This is a genomic window from Janthinobacterium sp. GW822-FHT07A03 (assembly GCF_058798815.1).
Genome location: NZ_JBXAKW010000009.1, coordinates 23,870 through 41,738 on the forward strand (window position 1 = coordinate 23,870; position 17,869 = coordinate 41,738).

The 17,869-nt window shown below is 60.5% G+C and carries 20 protein-coding genes and 1 tRNA gene; 9 read left to right on the forward strand and 12 right to left on the reverse strand.

All coding sequences use genetic code 11. The features are described 5' to 3' along the window. Positions 1–58 precede the first annotated feature (58 nt). The gene (locus tag AC1RJW_RS23475) at positions 59–625 is read left to right on the forward strand and encodes a phasin family protein (RefSeq protein WP_034747490.1); all 567 of its coding nucleotides are present in this window, start codon (positions 59–61) and stop codon (positions 623–625) included. A gap of 153 nt (positions 626–778) precedes the next feature. On the opposite strand, the gene AC1RJW_RS23480 is transcribed toward AC1RJW_RS23475, so the two are convergent. The 6 genes from AC1RJW_RS23480 to AC1RJW_RS23505 form a co-directional block, all read right to left on the reverse strand. Then, positions 779–1,501: an ABC transporter ATP-binding protein gene (locus tag AC1RJW_RS23480; protein ID WP_493047100.1), complete on the reverse strand. Its 723-nt coding sequence runs from the start codon at positions 1,499–1,501 to the stop codon at positions 779–781. Next, positions 1,498–2,271 carry an ABC transporter ATP-binding protein gene (locus AC1RJW_RS23485; protein ID WP_475414719.1) on the reverse strand — a complete coding sequence of 258 codons (774 nt, stop codon included), beginning with the start codon at positions 2,269–2,271 and terminating at the stop codon, positions 1,498–1,500. Before AC1RJW_RS23485 ends, AC1RJW_RS23480 begins: the two co-directional genes overlap by 4 nt. A 14-nt stretch (positions 2,272–2,285) precedes the next feature. Continuing rightward, positions 2,286–3,503 carry an ABC transporter permease subunit gene (locus tag AC1RJW_RS23490; RefSeq protein WP_493047101.1) on the reverse strand — a complete coding sequence of 406 codons (1,218 nt, stop codon included), beginning with the start codon at positions 3,501–3,503 and terminating at the stop codon, positions 2,286–2,288. Positions 3,504–3,525: 22 nt separating this feature from the next. Then, positions 3,526–4,455, reverse strand: a complete 930-nt coding sequence (locus AC1RJW_RS23495; RefSeq protein ID WP_034747477.1) for a branched-chain amino acid ABC transporter permease — start codon at positions 4,453–4,455, stop codon at positions 3,526–3,528. 295 nt (positions 4,456–4,750) lie between these two features. Continuing rightward, positions 4,751–5,698: a 4-hydroxy-3-methylbut-2-enyl diphosphate reductase gene (gene ispH, locus AC1RJW_RS23500; protein WP_436494174.1), complete on the reverse strand. Its 948-nt coding sequence runs from the start codon at positions 5,696–5,698 to the stop codon at positions 4,751–4,753. Between the two features lie 9 nt (positions 5,699–5,707). Next, on the reverse strand, positions 5,708–6,163 hold the full coding sequence (locus tag AC1RJW_RS23505) for an FKBP-type peptidyl-prolyl cis-trans isomerase (RefSeq protein ID WP_070224501.1): 456 nt from the start codon (positions 6,161–6,163) through the stop codon (positions 5,708–5,710). 120 nt (positions 6,164–6,283) lie between these two features. Between AC1RJW_RS23505 and radC the strand changes: the two genes are divergently transcribed. The 3 genes from radC (at position 6,284) to rpmG (ending at position 7,642) form a co-directional block, all read left to right on the forward strand. Beyond that, positions 6,284–6,958 (forward strand): RadC family protein, encoded by a 675-nt coding sequence (gene radC, locus AC1RJW_RS23510; RefSeq protein WP_493047102.1) that lies wholly within the window; start codon positions 6,284–6,286, stop codon positions 6,956–6,958. Positions 6,959–7,215: 257 nt separating this feature from the next. After that, positions 7,216–7,452 (forward strand): 50S ribosomal protein L28, encoded by a 237-nt coding sequence (rpmB, locus tag AC1RJW_RS23515; protein ID WP_010400928.1) that lies wholly within the window; start codon positions 7,216–7,218, stop codon positions 7,450–7,452. Positions 7,453–7,474: 22 nt separating this feature from the next. Then, positions 7,475–7,642: a 50S ribosomal protein L33 gene (rpmG, locus tag AC1RJW_RS23520; protein ID WP_010400929.1), complete on the forward strand. Its 168-nt coding sequence runs from the start codon at positions 7,475–7,477 to the stop codon at positions 7,640–7,642. A gap of 140 nt (positions 7,643–7,782) precedes the next feature. On the opposite strand, the gene AC1RJW_RS23525 is transcribed toward rpmG, so the two are convergent. From AC1RJW_RS23525 to AC1RJW_RS23545, 5 genes are all read right to left on the reverse strand, one after another. Further along, the gene (locus tag AC1RJW_RS23525) at positions 7,783–8,991 is read right to left on the reverse strand and encodes a DesA family fatty acid desaturase (protein ID WP_493047103.1); all 1,209 of its coding nucleotides are present in this window, start codon (positions 8,989–8,991) and stop codon (positions 7,783–7,785) included. Positions 8,992–9,124: 133 nt separating this feature from the next. Further along, positions 9,125–10,483 carry a mechanosensitive ion channel family protein gene (locus tag AC1RJW_RS23530; RefSeq protein WP_493047104.1) on the reverse strand — a complete coding sequence of 453 codons (1,359 nt, stop codon included), beginning with the start codon at positions 10,481–10,483 and terminating at the stop codon, positions 9,125–9,127. 122 nt (positions 10,484–10,605) lie between these two features. After that, entirely contained in the window at positions 10,606–11,925 is a 1,320-nt protein-coding gene (locus tag AC1RJW_RS23535) for an RsmB/NOP family class I SAM-dependent RNA methyltransferase (protein WP_493047105.1), read from the reverse strand. Between the two features lie 21 nt (positions 11,926–11,946). Further along, positions 11,947–12,555 carry a phosphoribosylglycinamide formyltransferase gene (purN, locus tag AC1RJW_RS23540; RefSeq protein WP_493047106.1) on the reverse strand — a complete coding sequence of 203 codons (609 nt, stop codon included), beginning with the start codon at positions 12,553–12,555 and terminating at the stop codon, positions 11,947–11,949. Positions 12,556–12,711: 156 nt separating this feature from the next. Further along, on the reverse strand, positions 12,712–13,110 hold the full coding sequence (locus AC1RJW_RS23545; RefSeq protein ID WP_152257506.1) for a barstar family protein: 399 nt from the start codon (positions 13,108–13,110) through the stop codon (positions 12,712–12,714). A gap of 401 nt (positions 13,111–13,511) precedes the next feature. On the opposite strand from AC1RJW_RS23545, the gene AC1RJW_RS23550 reads away from it, so the two are divergent. From AC1RJW_RS23550 to AC1RJW_RS23570, 5 genes are all read left to right on the forward strand, one after another. Beyond that, positions 13,512–14,024: a glycine zipper 2TM domain-containing protein gene (locus AC1RJW_RS23550; RefSeq protein ID WP_034747447.1), complete on the forward strand. Its 513-nt coding sequence runs from the start codon at positions 13,512–13,514 to the stop codon at positions 14,022–14,024. A gap of 97 nt (positions 14,025–14,121) precedes the next feature. After that, positions 14,122–14,910 carry a class I SAM-dependent methyltransferase gene (locus AC1RJW_RS23555; RefSeq protein ID WP_493047107.1) on the forward strand — a complete coding sequence of 263 codons (789 nt, stop codon included), beginning with the start codon at positions 14,122–14,124 and terminating at the stop codon, positions 14,908–14,910. A gap of 46 nt (positions 14,911–14,956) precedes the next feature. Then, positions 14,957–16,705 (forward strand): GspE/PulE family protein, encoded by a 1,749-nt coding sequence (locus AC1RJW_RS23560; protein WP_493047108.1) that lies wholly within the window; start codon positions 14,957–14,959, stop codon positions 16,703–16,705. Positions 16,706–16,773: 68 nt separating this feature from the next. Then, positions 16,774–16,849, forward strand: a tRNA-Lys gene (locus AC1RJW_RS23565). 103 nt (positions 16,850–16,952) lie between these two features. Beyond that, positions 16,953–17,351: a hypothetical protein gene (locus tag AC1RJW_RS23570; protein ID WP_493047109.1), complete on the forward strand. Its 399-nt coding sequence runs from the start codon at positions 16,953–16,955 to the stop codon at positions 17,349–17,351. 14 nt (positions 17,352–17,365) lie between these two features. Here the strand turns inward: AC1RJW_RS23570 and AC1RJW_RS23575 are convergent, their stop codons facing one another. Next, positions 17,366–17,869 carry a hypothetical protein gene (locus AC1RJW_RS23575; RefSeq protein WP_493047110.1) on the reverse strand — a complete coding sequence of 168 codons (504 nt, stop codon included), beginning with the start codon at positions 17,867–17,869 and terminating at the stop codon, positions 17,366–17,368.

The following is a 17,869-nucleotide window of genomic DNA, read 5'->3' on the forward strand; positions in this document are numbered from 1 at the left end:
TCCCAAACGGTACACGCAGCATCAAATTAACCAGATTTCGAATTTTTTGGAGATTTATATGTTTTCAATTCCTGAGCAATTTTCGTCCGCTACCAAAGCCAACCTGGAAGCCCAATTCGCCCTGTTCTCGTCGCTGACGGGCAAAGCCTTCGAAGGCATCGAAAAGATCGTCGAACTGAACCTGACCGCTGCCAAGGCAACGCTGGAAGAATCGACCGCCGCCGCCAAGCAATTGCTGTCGGCAAAAGATCCACAAGAATTCTTCTCGCTGAGCGCTGCTCAAGCCCAGCCTAGCGCCGAGAAAGCCATCGCTTACGGCCGTCACCTGGCTGCCATCACGTCGGGCACCCAAGCCGAGTTCAGCAAAGCTGCTGAATCGCAGATCGCTGAAACCAACCGTAAAGTCCTGTCCCTGGTGGAAGAAGTCACCAAGAACGCGCCAGCCGGTTCGGAAAACGCCGTCGCCATCCTGAAAAGCGCCATCGGCAACGCCAATGCTGGCTACGAGCAGTTCTCGAAAACCAGCAAGCAAGCTGTCGAAGCGATCGAAGCGAACCTGACCTCGGCCGTGAACCAGTTCACGCAAGCGGCTGAAAAAGTCGTGCCGCGCGCTGCCGCCAAGTAATTCCTGCGCGACCGCCACGGCGGTCCGCTAAGTAATCCTCGGGGATTACTTTAGTACCAGCTCCTCCAGGCATCCATCCCGCACTTCCCCGACGGATGCCATTATGCCCCAGCCCAGCTGGGGCATTTTTTATGCGCTGTTACTTTCCCGCCCTTACTCTCCCAGATACGCCGCCTTCACGCGCGGGTCGTCGAGCATGGCCGCCGCGTTGCCGCCCATGGTGACCAGGCCGGAATCCATCACATAGCCGCGGTGCGCCGCCTGCAGGGCCAAACGGGCATTCTGTTCGACCAGCAAGATCGTGATGCCTTCGGACGACACCTTGCGGATCACCTCGAAGATTTTCTCGACCATGATGGGCGACAAGCCCATCGACGGCTCGTCGAGCAGCAGCAGCTTCGGATGGCTCATCAGGGCGCGCGCCATGGCCAGCATCTGCTGCTCGCCGCCCGACAGGGTGCCGGCCATCTGCGCCGCCCGTTCCTTCAGGCGGGGAAAGACGTCGAACCACTTGGCGATGTCATCCTCGACACCGGCCTTGTCCGTGCGCGTGTAGGCGCCCATCATGAGGTTTTCGCGGATCGACATGCGGGTAAACACGCCCCGCCCTTCCGGCACCATGGCCAGCTTCCTTTCCACCAGGTGAAACGATTTCGTGCCCTTGAGCGATTCGCCCAGGTAACTGATCGTGCCTTCGATCTTGCATGCAGGCAAGGTGCCCGTGATGGCTTTCAAGGTCGTCGTCTTGCCGGCGCCGTTCGCGCCGATCAGGGCGATCAGCTCGCCCTGGTTGACTTCCAGGTCGATGCCTTTCACGGCCTTGATGCCGCCGTAGGCCACGTGCAAGCCCGCCACTTTCAATACGGTATTACTCATGCGTGCGATCCCCCCAGATAAGCCTCGATGACGGCCGGGTTTTGTTGTATTTCGGCCGGCAAGCCTTCCGCGATGCGCTTGCCATACTCGAGCACAGTGATGCGGTCGCACAATCCCATCATCAGTTTCACGTCGTGCTCGATCAAGAGCACGGTCTTGCCTTCAGCCTTGATTTTCACCAGCAACTCGCGCAAGGCCAGCTTTTCCGTGGCATTCATGCCGGCCGCCGGCTCGTCGAGCGCCAGCAGTTGCGGATCGGTGGCCAGCGCGCGGGCGATTTCCAGGCGCCGCTGGTCGCCATACGACAAGAAGCGCGCCGTGCGGCTGGCGAACTGGGCGATGCCGACGAAGTCGAGCAGTTCCATCGCCCGCCGGCGGATGGACGCCTCTTCCTCGCGAGCCGCCTTGTGGCGGAAGATGGCGCCGAACACGCCCTGGTGCGAGCGCACATGGCGCCCCACCATGACGTTTTCCAGCGCCGTCATGTCGCCAAACAGGCGGATGTTCTGGAAGGTGCGCGCAATGCCCGCCTTGGCCACCTTGTGCGGCGCGGACGGCGAATACGGCTTGCCGGCCAGCTCGAAGGTGCCCGTGTCGGGCTGGTACAGGCCCGTGATCACGTTAAAGAAGGTCGTCTTGCCGGCGCCGTTCGGGCCGATCAAGCCATAGATCTGCCCCTGGCGGATGGTAATGCCCACGTCCGTCAACGCCTGCAGGCCGCCGAAACGTTTATTTACGCCGGCAATATTGAGGATGATCTGTTCGCTCATGGTGCTTCCTTCCCTTAAGCGGACACGACGCCGGTGGATTTGTTGGGTTGATCTACATCATGGTCGGGCCGCTCTTCGTGCTTCGGCGATGGCCACAGGCCGGCGGGACGGTTGAGCATGATCAAGACCATGGCCAGGCCGTACAGCAACTGGCGCAGCACTTCCGCCTCGATCACCACGTGGCCGAACAGCGCCTGCTGGGCCGGCTCCACCACGTGGCGCAGCACTTCGGGAATGGATGCCAGGATCACGCCGCCCAGGATCACGCCGGGAATGTGGCCGATGCCGCCCAGCACCACCATGGCCAGCACGGCGATCGATTCCGTCAAGGAAAACGATTCCGGCGAGACAAAGCCCTGGAACGAGGCAAACATGGCGCCGGCCACGCCGCCGAACGAGGCGCCCATGGAAAAGGCCAGCAATTTGACGTTGCGCGTATTGATGCCCATGGCCTTGGCGGCGATCTCGTCTTCGCGGATGGCGACCCAGGCGCGGCCCAGGCGCGAATGCTGCAGGCGCTTGGTGACGAACACGACAGCGATGCACAGGAAGAGGAACAAAAAGTAATAGGCGTTCACGGACGGCATGGAAAAGCCGCCCAGCATCACCGTGCTGTTGGTGCCCGCCTCGCCCGCCAGGTTGACGCCGAAGATGCGGATCGGGTCGATCAAATTGATGCCTTGCGGCCCATTCGTGAAATTGATCGGGTCGTTCAAATTGTTCATGAAGATGCGGATGATCTCGCCAAAGCCCAGGGTCACGATGGCCAGATAGTCGCCGCGCAACTTCAAGGTTGGCGCGCCCAGCAAGGCGCCGAACAGGCCCGCCACGGCAGCGGCCAACGGCACGATGAGCCAGATCGACAAATGGATGCCGTGCTCGCGGATTTCCGGCCCCATCAGCTGCACCAGGGTTTCGCCCAGCACCGGATACTGGTTCACCACGGATTCGAGCAGGATGGCGAACTGGGGCGACGCCAGCAAGGCCGTCAGGTAGGCGCCCACGGCGTAGAAGGCGATGTAGCCCAGGTCGAGCAGGCCGGCAAAGCCGACGACGATGTTCAAGCCGAGGGCCAGCATGATGTACAGCAAGGCCATGTCGATGATGCGCACCCATGAATTGCCGAACTGGGCGGCAAAAAACGGGAACACCATCAGCAGCGCGGCCAGGCCCAGCATGCCCGCGTAGGCTTTGATCGGATTTTTCTTAGCGTCGAAATCGAGTAGTGCCATGATTTAATCTCCCAGTGTCACATCAGGCACGGTCGGCCACGCGTTCGCCCATGATGCCGGACGGGCGCAGGGTCAGCACGATGATCAGCACGACGAAGGCAAAGATATCCTGGTAGTGGCTGCCCAGGAAGCCGCCCGTGATGTCGCCGATATAGCCGGCGCCCAGGCTCTCGATAATGCCCAGCAAGATACCGCCCAGCATGGCGCCATAGATATTGCCGATGCCGCCCAGCACGGCCGCGCAGAAGGCTTTCAAGCCGGGGATGGCACCCATGGAAAATTGAATCGAGGCATAGTTGGCGCCCCACATCACGCCCGCCACGGCCGCCAGCGCGGCGCCGATGGCAAAGGTGGCAACGATGACCTTGTCGGAATCGACGCCCATGAGTCCGGCCACGCGGGGGTTTTCCGCCGTGGCGCGCATGGCGCGGCCCATGCGCGTTTTTTCCACCAGCAATACCAATCCGCCCATCGACAGCGCGGCCAGGGCCAGCAGCAATACTTGCGTTTGCGAAATCACGGCGCCGCCTATGTTGATGGGGTCGGTCGACAGCAATTGCGGGAAGGGCAAGGGATTGCGCGTCCAGATCATCATGGCGAAGGTTTGCAGCAGGATGGAGACGCCGATGGCGGTAATCAGGGGGGCGAGGCGGGGGGCGTTGCGCAGGCGGCGGTAGGCGACCCGCTCGATGATGATGTTGACCAGAATACAGATGGGAATGGCGCCGAGAATGGCGGTGGCCAGTTTCAGATAGCCGGGCCAGTCCGGCACATAGATGCCCAGCAGCTTGAGAATGGTCAAGCCCACCATGGCGCCGATCATGAGCACGTCGCCGTGGGCGAAGTTGATCAGGTTCAACACGCCGTACACCATGGTGTAACCGAGGGCGACTAAGGCATACATGCTGCCCAACACCAAGCCGTTGATGATCTGCTGGATGAATGTATCCATGATTGCCCTATCAAATATGCATTTTTCGGGAACAACTTCCGCCGGAACATGCCGCTGATACAAAAACGGCACCGGAGGAAGAATTCCTGCAGTGCCATCCCTGGACCGTTCTCACCAGCACGGTGCACGCACTCAAAACGGGCGTGACCTTGCTTAGTCATAACGACAACATATTCAAGCTTGAGGCAATCATAACGATCTTTTGCAAAAACTAAGCTTGGAATAAAACGATCATTTCCGAATTAAATTCGGTTTTGAGGTAACTATTTCATCGATACTCAGCAACCTTGCAGACTCAGGCGACGTCGCGCTTGATGCCGTCGAGGCCTTTCGGCATCGGGAATGTGACGGCTTCCTGCACGCCATCGAGGGGGCGCACGCTCTTCACGCCGCACTCCTTCAGGCGGTCGATGACGGCTTGCACCAGCACCTCGGGCGCCGAGGCGCCAGCCGTCACACCCACGCGCAGCTTGCCTTCCAGCCAGGCGGGGTCGATCTGCGAGGCATTGTCGACCATGTAGGCGGGCGTGCCCATCTTCTCGGCCACTTCGCGCAGGCGGTTCGAATTCGAGCTGTTCGGGCTGCCCACGACGATCACCACTTCCACTTGCGGCGCCATGAATTTCACGGCTTCCTGGCGGTTCGTGGTGGCGTAGCAGATGTCGCCTTTTTTCGGCTCGGCGATGTTCGGATATTTCGCTTTCAAGGCCGCAATAATGTCGCTGGTGTCGTCAACTGACAACGTTGTTTGCGAAACATAGGCCAGGCTGTCCGGATTGGCGACCTGCAATTTCGCCACATCGTCGAGCGTTTCCACCAGATGCATGCCCATATCGGCCTGGCCCATCGTGCCTTCTACCTCGGGATGGCCGTCGTGGCCGATCATGATGATCTCGCGGCCTTCGCGGCGCATCTTGCCCACTTCCATGTGCACCTTGGTGACCAGCGGGCAAGTCGCATCAAAAATGCTCAGGCCGCGCGATTCCGCCTCGGCGCGCACGGCTTTCGACACGCCATGCGCGGAAAACACGAGCGTATTGCCCGCAGGCACGTCATCGAGGTCGTCGATGAAGATGGCGCCCTTGTTACGCAAATCGGCCACCACATAGGCGTTGTGGACGATTTCATGACGCACGTAGATCGGTGCGCCAAATTGCTGCAAGGCACGTTCGACGATTTCGATCGCCCGGTCGACGCCAGCGCAGAAACCGCGGGGCTGGGCCAGTAACAGTTCTTTATCCATCGCTATTCCTTACAGGACCGAAATGAGCTTGACTTCAAAACGCAGCGGCTGGCCAGCCAGCGGATGGTTGAAGTCGAACAGGGCCGAGTCCTCGCGCATTTCGCGCAGCACGCCGGCAAAGCGGCCGCCGCCCGGCGCCGCGAAGTCGACCAGGTCGCCGATCTTGTAGTCGGCGCCCGGCACGGAGTTTTCGTCCAGGGTCGCGCGCGAAACGGACTGCACCAGCTCGGGATTGCGCTCGCCAAAGCCTTCGCCGGCCGCCAGCTCGAAGGTCTGGTGCGTGCCTTCAGGCAAACCCAGCAAGCGCTGTTCGAGGAATGGCGCCAACTGGCCCTGTCCCAGCATCAAGGTCGCGGGATTTCCGCTGAAGGTAGTGACAATATCAGTACCGTCAACAGTAGCAAGACGATAATGCAGGGTGAGGTAAGCCGCTTCGGTGACGACTGCTGGTTGCTCGTTGGACATAGTAGTTTTCAGGTAACTGGTGCAAAACGATATTGTAAGCCACACTGGCCGCGCCTGCCCCATGGCTTCGTCAAAGAAGGCCACACTGGGGCGCGCGCCGGTGCCAAACAGGAGAACAACATGGGCATCAAGGATTGGCCGGCCGGCGAACGGCCGCGCGAACGCCTGATCGAGGATGGCGCGCAGTCGCTGTCGGACGCGGAATTGCTGGCCGTGTTCCTGCGCACGGGCGTGCGCGGCAAGAGCGCCGTGGAGCTGGCGCGCGACACGGTCGAGCACTTCGGCTCCTTGCGGGGCCTGTTTGGCGCCAGCCTCGTGAGTTTTTCCGCCGTGCATGGCATGGGCAGCGCCAAATTTGCCCAGCTGCAAGCCGTGCTGGAGCTGGCACGGCGCGCCATCATCGAGGACTTGCAGGCAGGGCAAGCCCTGAATTCGCCGCATGCGGTGAAGGACTATCTGCGCCTGACCCTGGGCCACCTGGCGCATGAAGCATTTCACGTGTTGTTTTTGGACGTCAAGAACCGCCTGATCACGACGCAGGAAATGTTTCGCGGCACCCTCACCCACACCAGCGTCTATCCGCGCGAAGTGGTGAAACAGGCGCTGCTGCACAACGCGGCCAGCGTCATGCTGGCCCACAACCACCCGTCCGGCTCGCCGGAACCGAGCGAATCGGATTTATTGCTGACGCGCGCGCTGACGCAAGCGTTGTCGCTGGTGGACGTGCGCATCCTCGACCATTTCGTCGTGGCCGGGCGGCAAGTGCATTCGTTTGCGGAACACGGCCAGATCTAGCGCAGATGCGGCCCGGCAGCGGTCAATTGTCAGTTAACCATGTGTAAACAAGGACATACGTGAAAACATCAGGCTGCTTATCTAGCAGTAAACACACTGGTTTACAAGCAGACGCCCCATAAAAACACGAGCAAGTCTAATTGTTAAATTTTTTCAATACAACATGACACAATTGTTTTTCGCAAGTCATTGATAAATCTGCTTATTTTGGATATACTCTCGTTTTTCCAATTTGGAATATCTTTAAGGAGTGCGCCATGGCACGTGTTTGCCAAGTCACTGGGAAGAAGCCGATGGTCGGCAACAATGTTTCCCATGCAAACAACAAAACCAAACGTCGTTTTTTGCCTAACTTGCAGAATCGTCGTATTTTTGTTGAATCTGAAAACCGCTGGGTCTCCCTGCGTTTGTCCAACGCCGGTCTGCGCGTCATCGATAAAGTCGGCATCGACGCCGTATTGGTCGATATGCGCGCTCGTGGCGAAAAAGTCTAATTAGCAGAATAAGGGAGCTATCATGGCAAAATCAGGCCGCGACAAAATCAAGTTAGAATCGACCGCCGGTACGGGTCACTTCTACACGACTACCAAAAACAAGCGTACGACGCCTGCGAAAATGGAGATCATGAAATTCGATCCTAAAGCACGCAAGCACGTAACGTACAAAGAAACCAAGATCAAGTAATTGATATTGTGTTCTGTAAAAAGAGCCGCTCCGATGAGCGGTTTTTTTTCGCCCTGATTTTCACACCCTCCTCCTCCCCTTGTGCCGGGACGAAAAAAAGGCCCTGGAATCCAGGGCCTTGATGTGACGCAACAGCTTAGTTATGCATAGCTGCGCAGGCGCAAGGAAAAGTCTTGCAGCGACTTGATGCCCGACGCTTCGGCGCGCGTGCACCAGTCCTGCAGCTTTTGCAGCAATTGCTCGCGCGTAAAGTGCGAACGCTCCCAGATGGCGCCCAGCTCCACGCGCATGTGGTGCATGGTTTCCAGCGCTTTGCTGTGCTGGAACAGTTCCGACAGCTGCTCATGGTGCGCATCGGCCAGCTTGCCCGGCTCGCGCTGCATCAGCTTGCGCGACGATTTCAGGAAGCGCTTTTCCAGTTCCGCCTTGTGCTTCAGGTGCTCCAGCTCTTCCTTCCAGGCATGCTTGATCGATTTCGCGTACTTGGCCATCACGTCGTAGCGGTTGGCAATGACGGACTGCAAGGTTTCGAAGTCCGCTTCCAGCTTGCCGTGAGAGAACTTCGGCGCCGGCGCCAGCTTTTTGACCTTGGCCAGGCCCAGCATTTCCAACGCGCGGATATACGCCCAGCCGATATCGATTTCATACCATTTCGACGACAGCTTGGCAGACGTGGCATACGTATGGTGATTGTTGTGCAACTCTTCGCCGCCGATCAGGATGCCGAACGGAATGATGTTGGTGGCCGCGTCGGCGCAATCGTAGTTGCGGTAGCCCCAGTAGTGGCCGATGCCGTTGATGATGCCGGCCGCCGTGATGGGGATCCACATCATTTGCACGGCCCACACGGAAATGCCGATCACGCCGAACAGCACGAAATTGATGACGAACAGCGACACCACGCCCAGCCAGCTGTATTTCGTGTACAGGTTGCGCTCGATCCAGTCCGTCGGCGTGCCGTGGCCGTACTTGGCCATGGTTTCCATGTTCTTCGATTCAGCGCGGTACAGCTCGGCGCCTTCCCAGAACACTTTCTTGATGCCGCGCGTCACGGGGCTGTGCGGATCTTCTTCCGTATCGCACTTGGCATGGTGCTTGCGGTGGATGGCGGCCCATTCCTTGGTGACCTGGCCCGTCGTCAGCCACAGCCAGAAACGGAAGAAGTGGCTGGGAATCGCATGCAATTCCAGCGCCCGGTGGGCCTGGTGGCGATGCAGGTAAATCGTGACGCTGGCGATGGTGATGTGGGTGACCACCATGGTGTATAGAAAAACTTGCCATGCGGACAGATCGGTAATACCAGTGGCCATGAACTGCAAAACGTCGTGTAAAACGGAACTCAATGTCATTACTGCTACTCCAAGTGGACAGGGCGTGCGCACGGTCGCTCCAGTGACTCTGGAGGTCCGGCAGAGTTAATTTTAGGCGTGATTGTACGCCCTAATGGGTGCTATCAGGCAAAATCGGAGGCAGGCAGCGAGGTTAAGGCTGGGTGCCGGATGGCGCGGACTCACCGTCTGCCGCGCTGGCGAGCGGGGCAGGAGGCGTACCAACAATACGCAATTCGCGTTGCGGAAACGGTACAGTGACCTTATGTTCCTGCAAGGTGCGCCAGATGGCGCGGTTCACATTCGACTTCACGCCGCCCGTGCCGTTTTCCGGATCCGCGATCCAGAAACCGATCTGCACGTCGAGGCCGTCGGCGCCGAAACGCACGAGGGTCGCCGAGGGCGGATTGCTTTGCGACACACGCGGCACCTTGGCCGTTGCCGCTTCCAGCAAGGGGAAGATGACATCGAGATCCGTTTCATAGCCCACCGACACGGCCGTCGACAGCCAGACCATGCGGTTGCTCAGCGACATGTTCTGCACGCCGCCGGAAATCAGCATTTCATTCGGCACGATGGATTCCACGCCATCGCCACCCAATAACACAGTATAGCGCGTATTGATCTGCGTGACTTTGCCCGTAAATTGACCCACCGTAATCATGTCGCCGATGGTGAGGCTGCGGTCGAGCAGGATAATGAAACCAGACACAAAGTTCGCGGCGATCTTTTGCAAGCCGAAGCCCAGCGCCACGCCGAAGGCCCCGCCGAACACGGACAGCACCGTCAGGTCGATGCCCACCAGCGACAGGCTGACCAGCACGGAAACGAGGATCAGCACGGCGCGCCCCATGCGCGACAGCACCACGCGCAGGGAAGTGTGCAGACCCTGCATTTTCATCAGGCGCTCGTCGAGCGAGGTGCCGGCCCACATGGCCAGCACCAGCAGCACGGCGACGGAAATAGCGGCTTGCAAGATGGCAGCCACGGAGACCTTGTTGCGTCCCAGCGGCACGACGATGCCTTCCAGGAAGGTATGCAATTCCGGCCACAGGCCCGTGATATACAAGGCCATGCCGGCCCACACCACCACCGTGAAAATCTTTTCCAGCAACAACATGGTGGGACTGACGTCGCCGTGACGGGCAAAAATGCGGCGCAGCACATAAAAGCCGAAGCGTACCAGCGCCATCGAGGTGCACAGGGGAATGGCAATGCTGAGCAGGTTCACCGACTGGAACTTGACCAGGAAATGTTGCGCAATGCCCAGCAGCATGGCCGCCAGCACGGGCGTCAAAATGCGGATGAAACTGTCCGTGCGCTGCAGGGTTTCCGGCGTGGCTGGCGTCGTCGCCGCTTCCGACCGTTTGTGCAGGAATACGCGCAACTGCCGCACCAGCAGCCAGCTCAGGGCCAGGCAGGCGACGATGACCAGCGCCTGCCACAAGATGGCCGGTTGACGGAAATCATTGACAAAATCAGTGATCAGGTTGAGCAGCGGGGTTTCATTCATGGCGGATGCGGTCCGGAAGGTGGGGCGAAGATGGTACGGATGGGGAGTGATCCCATGCCGCCAGGCGGGCTGGCGGCATTGAAGGCCGCCGCTGCAGGGTGCAGCGGCGGCCCGTGACAGGCTTACTCGGCTTGTTCAGCGTCAACGTCGTCGGCCGGTTTTTCATCGGCGTAGACTTTTTTCGGCATGACCTTGCGTTCGAACACGGCGGCGAAGAAGCCGTCCGTCTGGTGCAGGTGCGGCAACAATTTCAGGTAATCGCCCATTTCCAGCTCGATCTTCTGTTCGGCCAGCACCTTGCTCATCGGCACCAGGGTGAAGTCGGGGTTGGCCGCCAGGAATTGCTCGGCGATCTGATCGTTTTCTTCGTTCAGGAAGCTGCAGGTGGCGTACACCAGGCGGCCGCCGCCCTTGACCAGGCGCGCCGCACCGGCCAGGATGGCTGCCTGCTTGGCTTGCAGCTCGACGATGGAGTTCGGCTGCTGGCGCCATTTGACGTCCGGATTGCGGCGCAGGGTGCCCAGGCCGCTGCACGGGGCATCGACCAGTACACGGTCGATCTTGCCGGCCAGGCGCTTGATCTTGGCATCGCGCTCATGCGCGATCTGCACCGGATGCACGTTCGACAGGCCGCTGCGGGCCATGCGGGGCTTGAGCTTGGCCAGGCGTTTTTCCGACACGTCGAAAGCATACAGACGGCCCGTGTTGCGCATCAGCGCGCCCAATGCCAGGGTCTTGCCGCCCGCGCCGGCGCAGAAATCGACCACCATCTCGCCGCGCTTGGCGCCGACGATCTGCGACAGGATCTGGCTGCCTTCATCCTGCACTTCGATGGCGCCGCTCTGGAACAGGGGCAGGTTTTGCAACGATGGCTTCTTGATCACGCGCAAACCCAGCGGCGCAAACGGCGTCGGGGTGCTGAGGATCGGTGCTTCGGCCAGGGCCAGCATCACGTCTTCGCGCGTGGCCTTGAGCGAATTGACGCGCAAGTCCAGCGGCGCCGGCGCGTTCAGCGCATCGGCCAGCTTCATGGTTTCCGCTTCGCCGAACTGGGCGATCAGCTTGTCGAACAGCCAGGTCGGCATGTTGGCGCGCATGTTCGCCGGCATCAGGCTGCGGTCGATCTGCGTGATGCGTTCCAGCCATTCCACTTCCTCTTCCGTCAGGCCGCCCAGCGAATCGGCGCCGACAGCTTCGGCCAGGCCGAGGATGGTCAGGCGGCGCATGGTCGGGCCGCTGCCCGCTTCGGCGAAATCGGTAAAGAACGATTTGTTGCGCAGAACGGCATAAATGCCTTCGGCGATGGCGCCGCGTTCGCGCGAACCGAGGCGCGGATGGTCGCGGAAATAGCGCGACAGGGTGGTGTCGGCCGGGGCCGTGAAACGTAAAATTTCGCGCAATACTTCTTCAGCATTGGCAAGTATCGCTGGTGGCAATCTCATTGTTATTCTTCCTGTAATATTTTATTGAGGGTCCACGCGGACCTGGCCATGCTCGACTGACAGTTTATCGTCAATGAACAGGCGGATGGCGCGCGGGTAAAGCAGATGTTCCTGTACCAGCACGCGCGCCGATAAGCTGTCTTCTGTGTCGCCCGGCAAGACGGGGACTGTTACGCTCGCCACGGCCGGGCCATGATCGAGCTCGGCAGTCACGAAATGCACGGTCGCGCCGTGTTCCGTCACGCCCGCCTCGAGCGCCTGGCGGTGCGTCGCCATGCCCGGGAACAGCGGCAGCAGCGACGGGTGGATATTGAGCATGCGCCCCGCGTAATGCTCGACGAAGGGCGGCGTCAGGATGCGCATGAAACCGGCCAGCACGACCAGGTCGGGGGCGTAGCCGTCAATCACGGCTTGCAGCGCCGCATCGAACTGCTCGCGTCTGGCATAATCCTTGTTGGCAACGACTGCCGTCGCTATCCCATGTTCCGCGGCAAAAACCAGTCCCTGGGCATCGGCCCGGTTACTGATGACGGCGGCAATACGGGCTGGCCATTGCTCGGCTTGCGCCGCGCGCACGACCGCTTCCATGTTGCTGCCGCGTCCGGAAATGAGGATAACGATATTTTTCATAGCGCGCATTGTACCCGCTATGGCGATGCGAACCAAGAAAGGCCGCTATTATTGTTGCGGCGCAACATACCTGCCGGGCCGCCGCCGCTGCCCGATTGCACCGCCCGGCCAGGGCAGAAAAGGCTGGTTTGACGCCGCCGCGGCGTGAGTAGGTGCTTACTCGAACGAATAGAAGACGCGGAACGGGACTTTCTTCTCGGCCCAGTAGTCGGCCGCGTCGCGGAACACGTCGAGCAGGATCTCGCGCGCTTCCTTGTCGAATTTTTGCGTATTTGGCAATTGCTCGAGCACCACCAGGAAGCCCGTCTGCGTGCCCGCCTTGTACATGGTGTCCGTCAGGCACAGGCGCAGTGCATCGAAATTCTTCGCCAGGTTTTTCGGAAACAGGAATGCTTCTGCAATAATGCCGATGACTTGTTGTTTGGTCTGTCCAGCGTTGCAATGCGCATATAAAAAGTGCTGCCCGAGACGGATCGCCTCGTCTTGTAATTCGGTCACGCGAAAGGCACGGATGGACTGGACAAGGTTGGGCGGCACGGTTAGTAACAAACTCATTTTTCCCTCAAATCGACCTGTTATGTATGGATTTGTTCTAGCTGCTCTTCTTATTGCATCCCCGCACGCGGGTCAATGCGCACGCGGTGATTCGATCTGTATCAACTTTTATGCGATTCAGTGCGATTTTATATAAGCCATACGCGTATTAGGGTAACGTGTTGTCCTGCATGAATCAACCCGAATATGATGTCAAACGCAAGATTTGTTACAAACCGCTGGTTTCAAGTCACTTCAACATCTTGTATCGATTGAAAGTGCATGTTACAGACTGTGGGGCAAGGGGCTTGGGCTGTTACATTTTGTTGCCATGCGAAACACTTGCCACGGCCTGGCGGGATTACTATAGTCCCAAGTTGTAAAAAATACCCTGAAAGATTCTCTACATAATGAGGTTAGAAATGAACTTGCAAGCCAAATTGATGATGTCAGCCCTTTGTATCGGTGCATTGCCACTCGCCCAGGCCGCCGACTTTGAAGATTTCGGCAAGGTCGTGCGCGTCGTGCCGCAAGTGGAACAGATCAATCGTCCACGCCAGGAATGCCGTACGGAATACGTGCAAGTGCAAGCACCGCCGCAACAGCGCAGTGCTGGCGGCTCCATCGTCGGCGGTATCGCCGGCGCCCTGCTCGGCAGCCAGGTCGGTGGCGGCAATGGCCGCACGGCCGCGGCAGCTGCCGGCGCGATTGCGGGCGCCGTCGTCGGCGACCGTGTCGACAACCAGAACAATTACCAGGGCGGCGTGCAGGAACAAGCCGTCAAGCAATGCCGCCAGGTCGATCACTGGGAATCGCGCAACAATGGCTACCAGGTCACCTACGACTACCGCGGCCGCAACTACACGAGCATCATGTCCTACGATCCGGGCGAGCGCATCCGCCTGCGCGTCTCGATCGAGCCAGCTCAACAGTAAGAGCCGCAACCGGCCCGTACCATGCCAGCCCCAGCGGCTGGCATTTTTTATGGCGCTCCGGCACGGGCTATAATGCGGCACACTTTCAGGCCGCCTTATGCTTATCAAACGAAAATCCATCGAACAAGTCGAATCCTCGCGCCCTGCGCGCAAGCCCCGCTACGCCCCTGTTACCCTGTCGGAAATGGATGGCGTACGCTATCTGCATTTCGGCACGGAATGGGTGCAGGGCGCCATGCGCATCCGCAAGCCGGACTGGCCGGAACTCGAATACGCGCAGCAGATGATGGCGTGGATGTTGTGGATAGAGCAGCCGCAGCGCCTCGCCCAGTTGGGCCTGGGCACGGCCGCGCTGACCAAGTTCTGCTACCGCCAGTTCCCGCAGGCACAGGTCGAGGCCATCGAACTGAATCCATCCGTCATCACCATCTGCGCCTCGATGTTCAAGCTGCCGCCCAACGACGAGCGCCTGCACGTGCGCGAGATGGATGCGCTCGACTACGTCAACGATGAAGCCAACCACGGCACCCTGGACGCCCTGCAGGTGGACCTGTACGACGCCACGGCGCGCGGTCCCGTGCTCGATAGCGCCGATTTCTATGCCGCCTGCTGCGCCTGCCTGGCGCCGCACGGCATCATGACGGTCAACCTGTTCGGCGACCACCCCAGCTACGCAAAGAACATCAAGGCGATGAAGTTTGCGTTTGCGCAGGTGATCTGCCTGACGGAAGTCCATGATGGGAACGTGGTGGCGATCGCTTTCAAGACGAAAGTGGCGCTCGATACCGACGCGCAAGCCGCCTTGCTGGAACGGGCCAAGCAGATCGTCGCCGAGACCAAGCTGCCCGCCAAGACCTGGGTCAAGGGCATCGCCAGCACCCTGTAAGCGCCGGCACGCCCACGCAGGCCGGCAGCCATGAAAGGCGCCGGCCATGCCCGCTTCACTTCCAAACACGCCGCTGGAACTGCCGCAACTGCTGGCCTGGCTGCAGGAAGACGGCATGCTTGACGCCGCGCAAGCGGCCGCCATCGCCACCCAGGCCGCCCTGCTGCCGGCGCCCGCCTTGCATCCGCTGTGCAGCATCGCCCACGGCGCCCTCACGCTCGATACCCTGTGCGACTGGCTGGCGCAACGCGCAAGCTTGCCGTATCTGCGCATCGATCCCCTGCACATCGATTTCAGCCAGGTGGCCGACGTCATGACGGCCGGCTATGCGGCCCGCTTCAACATCCTGCCCGTGGAAAGCACGCCACAACGCATCGTCATCGCCACGGCCCAGCCCTACGCGCTCGCTTGGCAGGCGCAGCTGGGAAACCTGGCGCCGCGCAAGCTGAGCCTCGTCATCGCCAACCCGCTGCACATCGCCGATGCCATCGCACAATTCTTCAGCCTGGCAACTTCCGTCAAGGTGGCCCGGCAAGCGTCCACGCAAGACCTGGCGCTGCGCCACAATTTCGAGCAGCTGGTGGAACTGGGGCGCAACAAGAGCAGCCTCGACGCCAACGACCAGCATGTGGTGCGCATCGTCGACTGGCTGTGGCAATACGCGTTTGCCCAGCGCGCGTCCGACATCCACCTGGAACCGAAGCGCGACGCGGGCCTCGTGCGCCTGCGCATCGATGGCCGCCTGCACCAGGCTTATCAATTGCCGCCCGTGGTGCTGCTGGCCATGACAGCGCGCATCAAGTTGCTCGGGCGCATGGACGTGGTGGAAAAGCGCCGCCCGCAGGATGGCCGCATCAAGACGCGCAATGCGCAGGGCCAGGAAATCGAGCTGCGCCTGTCGACCTTGCCCACGGCCTTCGGCGAAAAGCTCGTCATGCGCATCTTCGACCCGGAAGTGGCCGTCAAGAGCCTGGCGGAGCTGGGCTTTCCGCCCGCGGACGCCGAACGCTGGCGCCAATTAACGGCACGCACGCACGGCATCGTGCTGGTGACGGGCCCCACCGGCTCGGGCAAGACCAGCACCCTGTACAGCACCCTGAAGGCGCTGGCCGGCAGCGAAGTCAATGTGTGCACGGTGGAAGACCCCATCGAAATGGTCGAGCCGGCCTTCAACCAGATGCAGGTGCAAACCCAGGCCGGCATTGAGCTGTCGTTTGCCGATGGCGTGCGGGCGCTGATGCGGCAAGATCCCGACATCATCATGGTGGGAGAAATCCGCGACCTGGCCACGGCCGAGATGGCCATCCAGGCGGCGCTGACGGGGCACCTGGTGCTGTCGACCCTGCACACCAACGATGCGCCCTCGGCCGTCATGCGCCTGCTGGAACTGGGCCTCCCCTCCTATCTGCTGGAAGCCTGCCTGATCGGCGTGCTGGCGCAGCGCCTGCTGCGCTGCCTGTGCCCGGACTGCAAACAGCCGGGCGGCGCCCCGGACGATGCTGCCTGGCAGCGCCTGACGGGCGGCCAGCTGGAACGGCCCCACGCCATGTACCGCCCCGTCGGCTGCGCCATGTGCCGCCACAGCGGCTACCTGGGGCGGGCAGGTATTTATGAACTGCTGAGCGTGACGGAAACGTTCGGCCAGCTGGTCAAGGCGGGCGCCGACCTGCATGCCTTGCGCCGCCAGAGCATCCTCGACGGCATGACGCCGCTGCGCATCGCCGGCGCGCGCAAGATCATCGATGGCACGACCAGCATCGACGAAGTGCTGAAGCTCACGGCAGCCCTGCATTGAGCCATATTCATTTTCGTGCAGGAATGCTTTGCATTCTTTTTCAACTGATATATAATGCGGCCTCTTTCGGGTCGTTAGCTCAGCTGGTAGAGCAGCGGACTTTTAATCCGTTGGTCGCAGGTTCGAATCCCGCACGGCCTACCACGAATGCGCAGTACTAAAAAGCCTGTCCTCACGGATAGGCTTTTTTCGTTTCCGGCCCCGCGGTTATACTGGCGCTTCGTCTTGCCAGCCCTGAAAGAAACGCATGAAACTTGCCGCCGCCCTCCTCCTGGCCACCACCTGCCTGTCCGCCCAGGCGCAAGCGCCCATCGTGCTCGACGGCCAGTACAGCGCGCGCACGGACGAGATGAGCCTGGAAATTATCGGCAACCGCGTCTGTTTCGCGCCGGACAAGGCGCAGTGGGGCCGTTTGCCCCGCCCTGCCGCCACGCACGATGCGTGGTTTTGTTTCAGCAACGATGCCGAGGCGCGCCGGCTGCTGCGCGTGCCCGCGCGCCAGGCCGACAATTGCGGCTGGCAAGCCCGCGCGCGCATCGTCATTGACACGTATCAACCGTACGTCGAGCAAGGCGACGGCAACGACATGGCGCGCCTGGCGTCCGTGGTCAAGGTGGCGCAGCCGAACGCCATCGCCTGCGAGTAATCAGTTCAGTTCGATCAGTCCAGTTCATACTCCTGCAGATAACGGGCGAACAAGTCGCCATCGGCCAGCGGACACGCAAACCCCGCGCCCCAGTCGGCCAGCAGCAGCAGCTCCTTCAAGGGCAACAGCAACAGCTCGGGCATGCCGTCGCTGCACCACAGGTCGCACACTATACCCTGCTCGTCCAGGCCGGCAAACAATGTTTCCGTCTTGTCGCCGCCAAAGGCCAGCACGTTCTTGCATTCCACGCGGTAACTGCTGTAGCCCGTGCAGACGGCGTCGTACGGCGGCAAGGCATGGTCCAGCGCCAGGCGCAGCCGGTCGGCCGTGAGACCCAGCGCGCGCAGTGGCGACGGTGGCGCCTCGGGGACGAACATGTCCGTCCAGCCGGCGCCGCTGCGGTGCGCATCGGCGAACGCCTGCTGCTCGCCCATCTGCGTCAAACAGTGCTGCAAGTTATCCAGCGGCAGCAGTTCGATCATGCAGAAATCGTCTTCGTGATAGTAGGCTTCCCGCAT

What these genes read in the sequence shown, in the direction of transcription:
- AC1RJW_RS23475 (WP_034747490.1), top strand. Translation starts at nt 59, where the DNA reads ATGTTTTCAATTCCTGAGCAATTTTCGTCCGCTACCAAAGCCAACCTG.
- AC1RJW_RS23480 (WP_493047100.1), bottom strand. Translation starts at nt 1,501, where the DNA reads ATGAGTAATACCGTATTGAAAGTGGCGGGCTTGCACGTGGCCTACGGC.
- AC1RJW_RS23485 (WP_475414719.1), bottom strand. Translation starts at nt 2,271, where the DNA reads ATGAGCGAACAGATCATCCTCAATATTGCCGGCGTAAATAAACGTTTC.
- AC1RJW_RS23490 (WP_493047101.1), bottom strand. Translation starts at nt 3,503, where the DNA reads ATGGCACTACTCGATTTCGACGCTAAGAAAAATCCGATCAAAGCCTAC.
- AC1RJW_RS23495 (WP_034747477.1), bottom strand. Translation starts at nt 4,455, where the DNA reads ATGGATACATTCATCCAGCAGATCATCAACGGCTTGGTGTTGGGCAGC.
- ispH (WP_436494174.1), bottom strand. Translation starts at nt 5,698, where the DNA reads ATGGATAAAGAACTGTTACTGGCCCAGCCCCGCGGTTTCTGCGCTGGC.
- AC1RJW_RS23505 (WP_070224501.1), bottom strand. Translation starts at nt 6,163, where the DNA reads ATGTCCAACGAGCAACCAGCAGTCGTCACCGAAGCGGCTTACCTCACC.
- radC (WP_493047102.1), top strand. Translation starts at nt 6,284, where the DNA reads ATGGGCATCAAGGATTGGCCGGCCGGCGAACGGCCGCGCGAACGCCTG.
- rpmB (WP_010400928.1), top strand. Translation starts at nt 7,216, where the DNA reads ATGGCACGTGTTTGCCAAGTCACTGGGAAGAAGCCGATGGTCGGCAAC.
- rpmG (WP_010400929.1), top strand. Translation starts at nt 7,475, where the DNA reads ATGGCAAAATCAGGCCGCGACAAAATCAAGTTAGAATCGACCGCCGGT.
- AC1RJW_RS23525 (WP_493047103.1), bottom strand. Translation starts at nt 8,991, where the DNA reads ATGACATTGAGTTCCGTTTTACACGACGTTTTGCAGTTCATGGCCACT.
- AC1RJW_RS23530 (WP_493047104.1), bottom strand. Translation starts at nt 10,483, where the DNA reads ATGAATGAAACCCCGCTGCTCAACCTGATCACTGATTTTGTCAATGAT.
- AC1RJW_RS23535 (WP_493047105.1), bottom strand. Translation starts at nt 11,925, where the DNA reads ATGAGATTGCCACCAGCGATACTTGCCAATGCTGAAGAAGTATTGCGC.
- purN (WP_493047106.1), bottom strand. Translation starts at nt 12,555, where the DNA reads ATGAAAAATATCGTTATCCTCATTTCCGGACGCGGCAGCAACATGGAA.
- AC1RJW_RS23545 (WP_152257506.1), bottom strand. Translation starts at nt 13,110, where the DNA reads ATGAGTTTGTTACTAACCGTGCCGCCCAACCTTGTCCAGTCCATCCGT.
- AC1RJW_RS23550 (WP_034747447.1), top strand. Translation starts at nt 13,512, where the DNA reads ATGAACTTGCAAGCCAAATTGATGATGTCAGCCCTTTGTATCGGTGCA.
- AC1RJW_RS23555 (WP_493047107.1), top strand. Translation starts at nt 14,122, where the DNA reads ATGCTTATCAAACGAAAATCCATCGAACAAGTCGAATCCTCGCGCCCT.
- AC1RJW_RS23560 (WP_493047108.1), top strand. Translation starts at nt 14,957, where the DNA reads ATGCCCGCTTCACTTCCAAACACGCCGCTGGAACTGCCGCAACTGCTG.
- AC1RJW_RS23570 (WP_493047109.1), top strand. Translation starts at nt 16,953, where the DNA reads ATGAAACTTGCCGCCGCCCTCCTCCTGGCCACCACCTGCCTGTCCGCC.
- AC1RJW_RS23575 (WP_493047110.1), bottom strand. Translation starts at nt 17,869, where the DNA reads ATGCGGGAAGCCTACTATCACGAAGACGATTTCTGCATGATCGAACTG.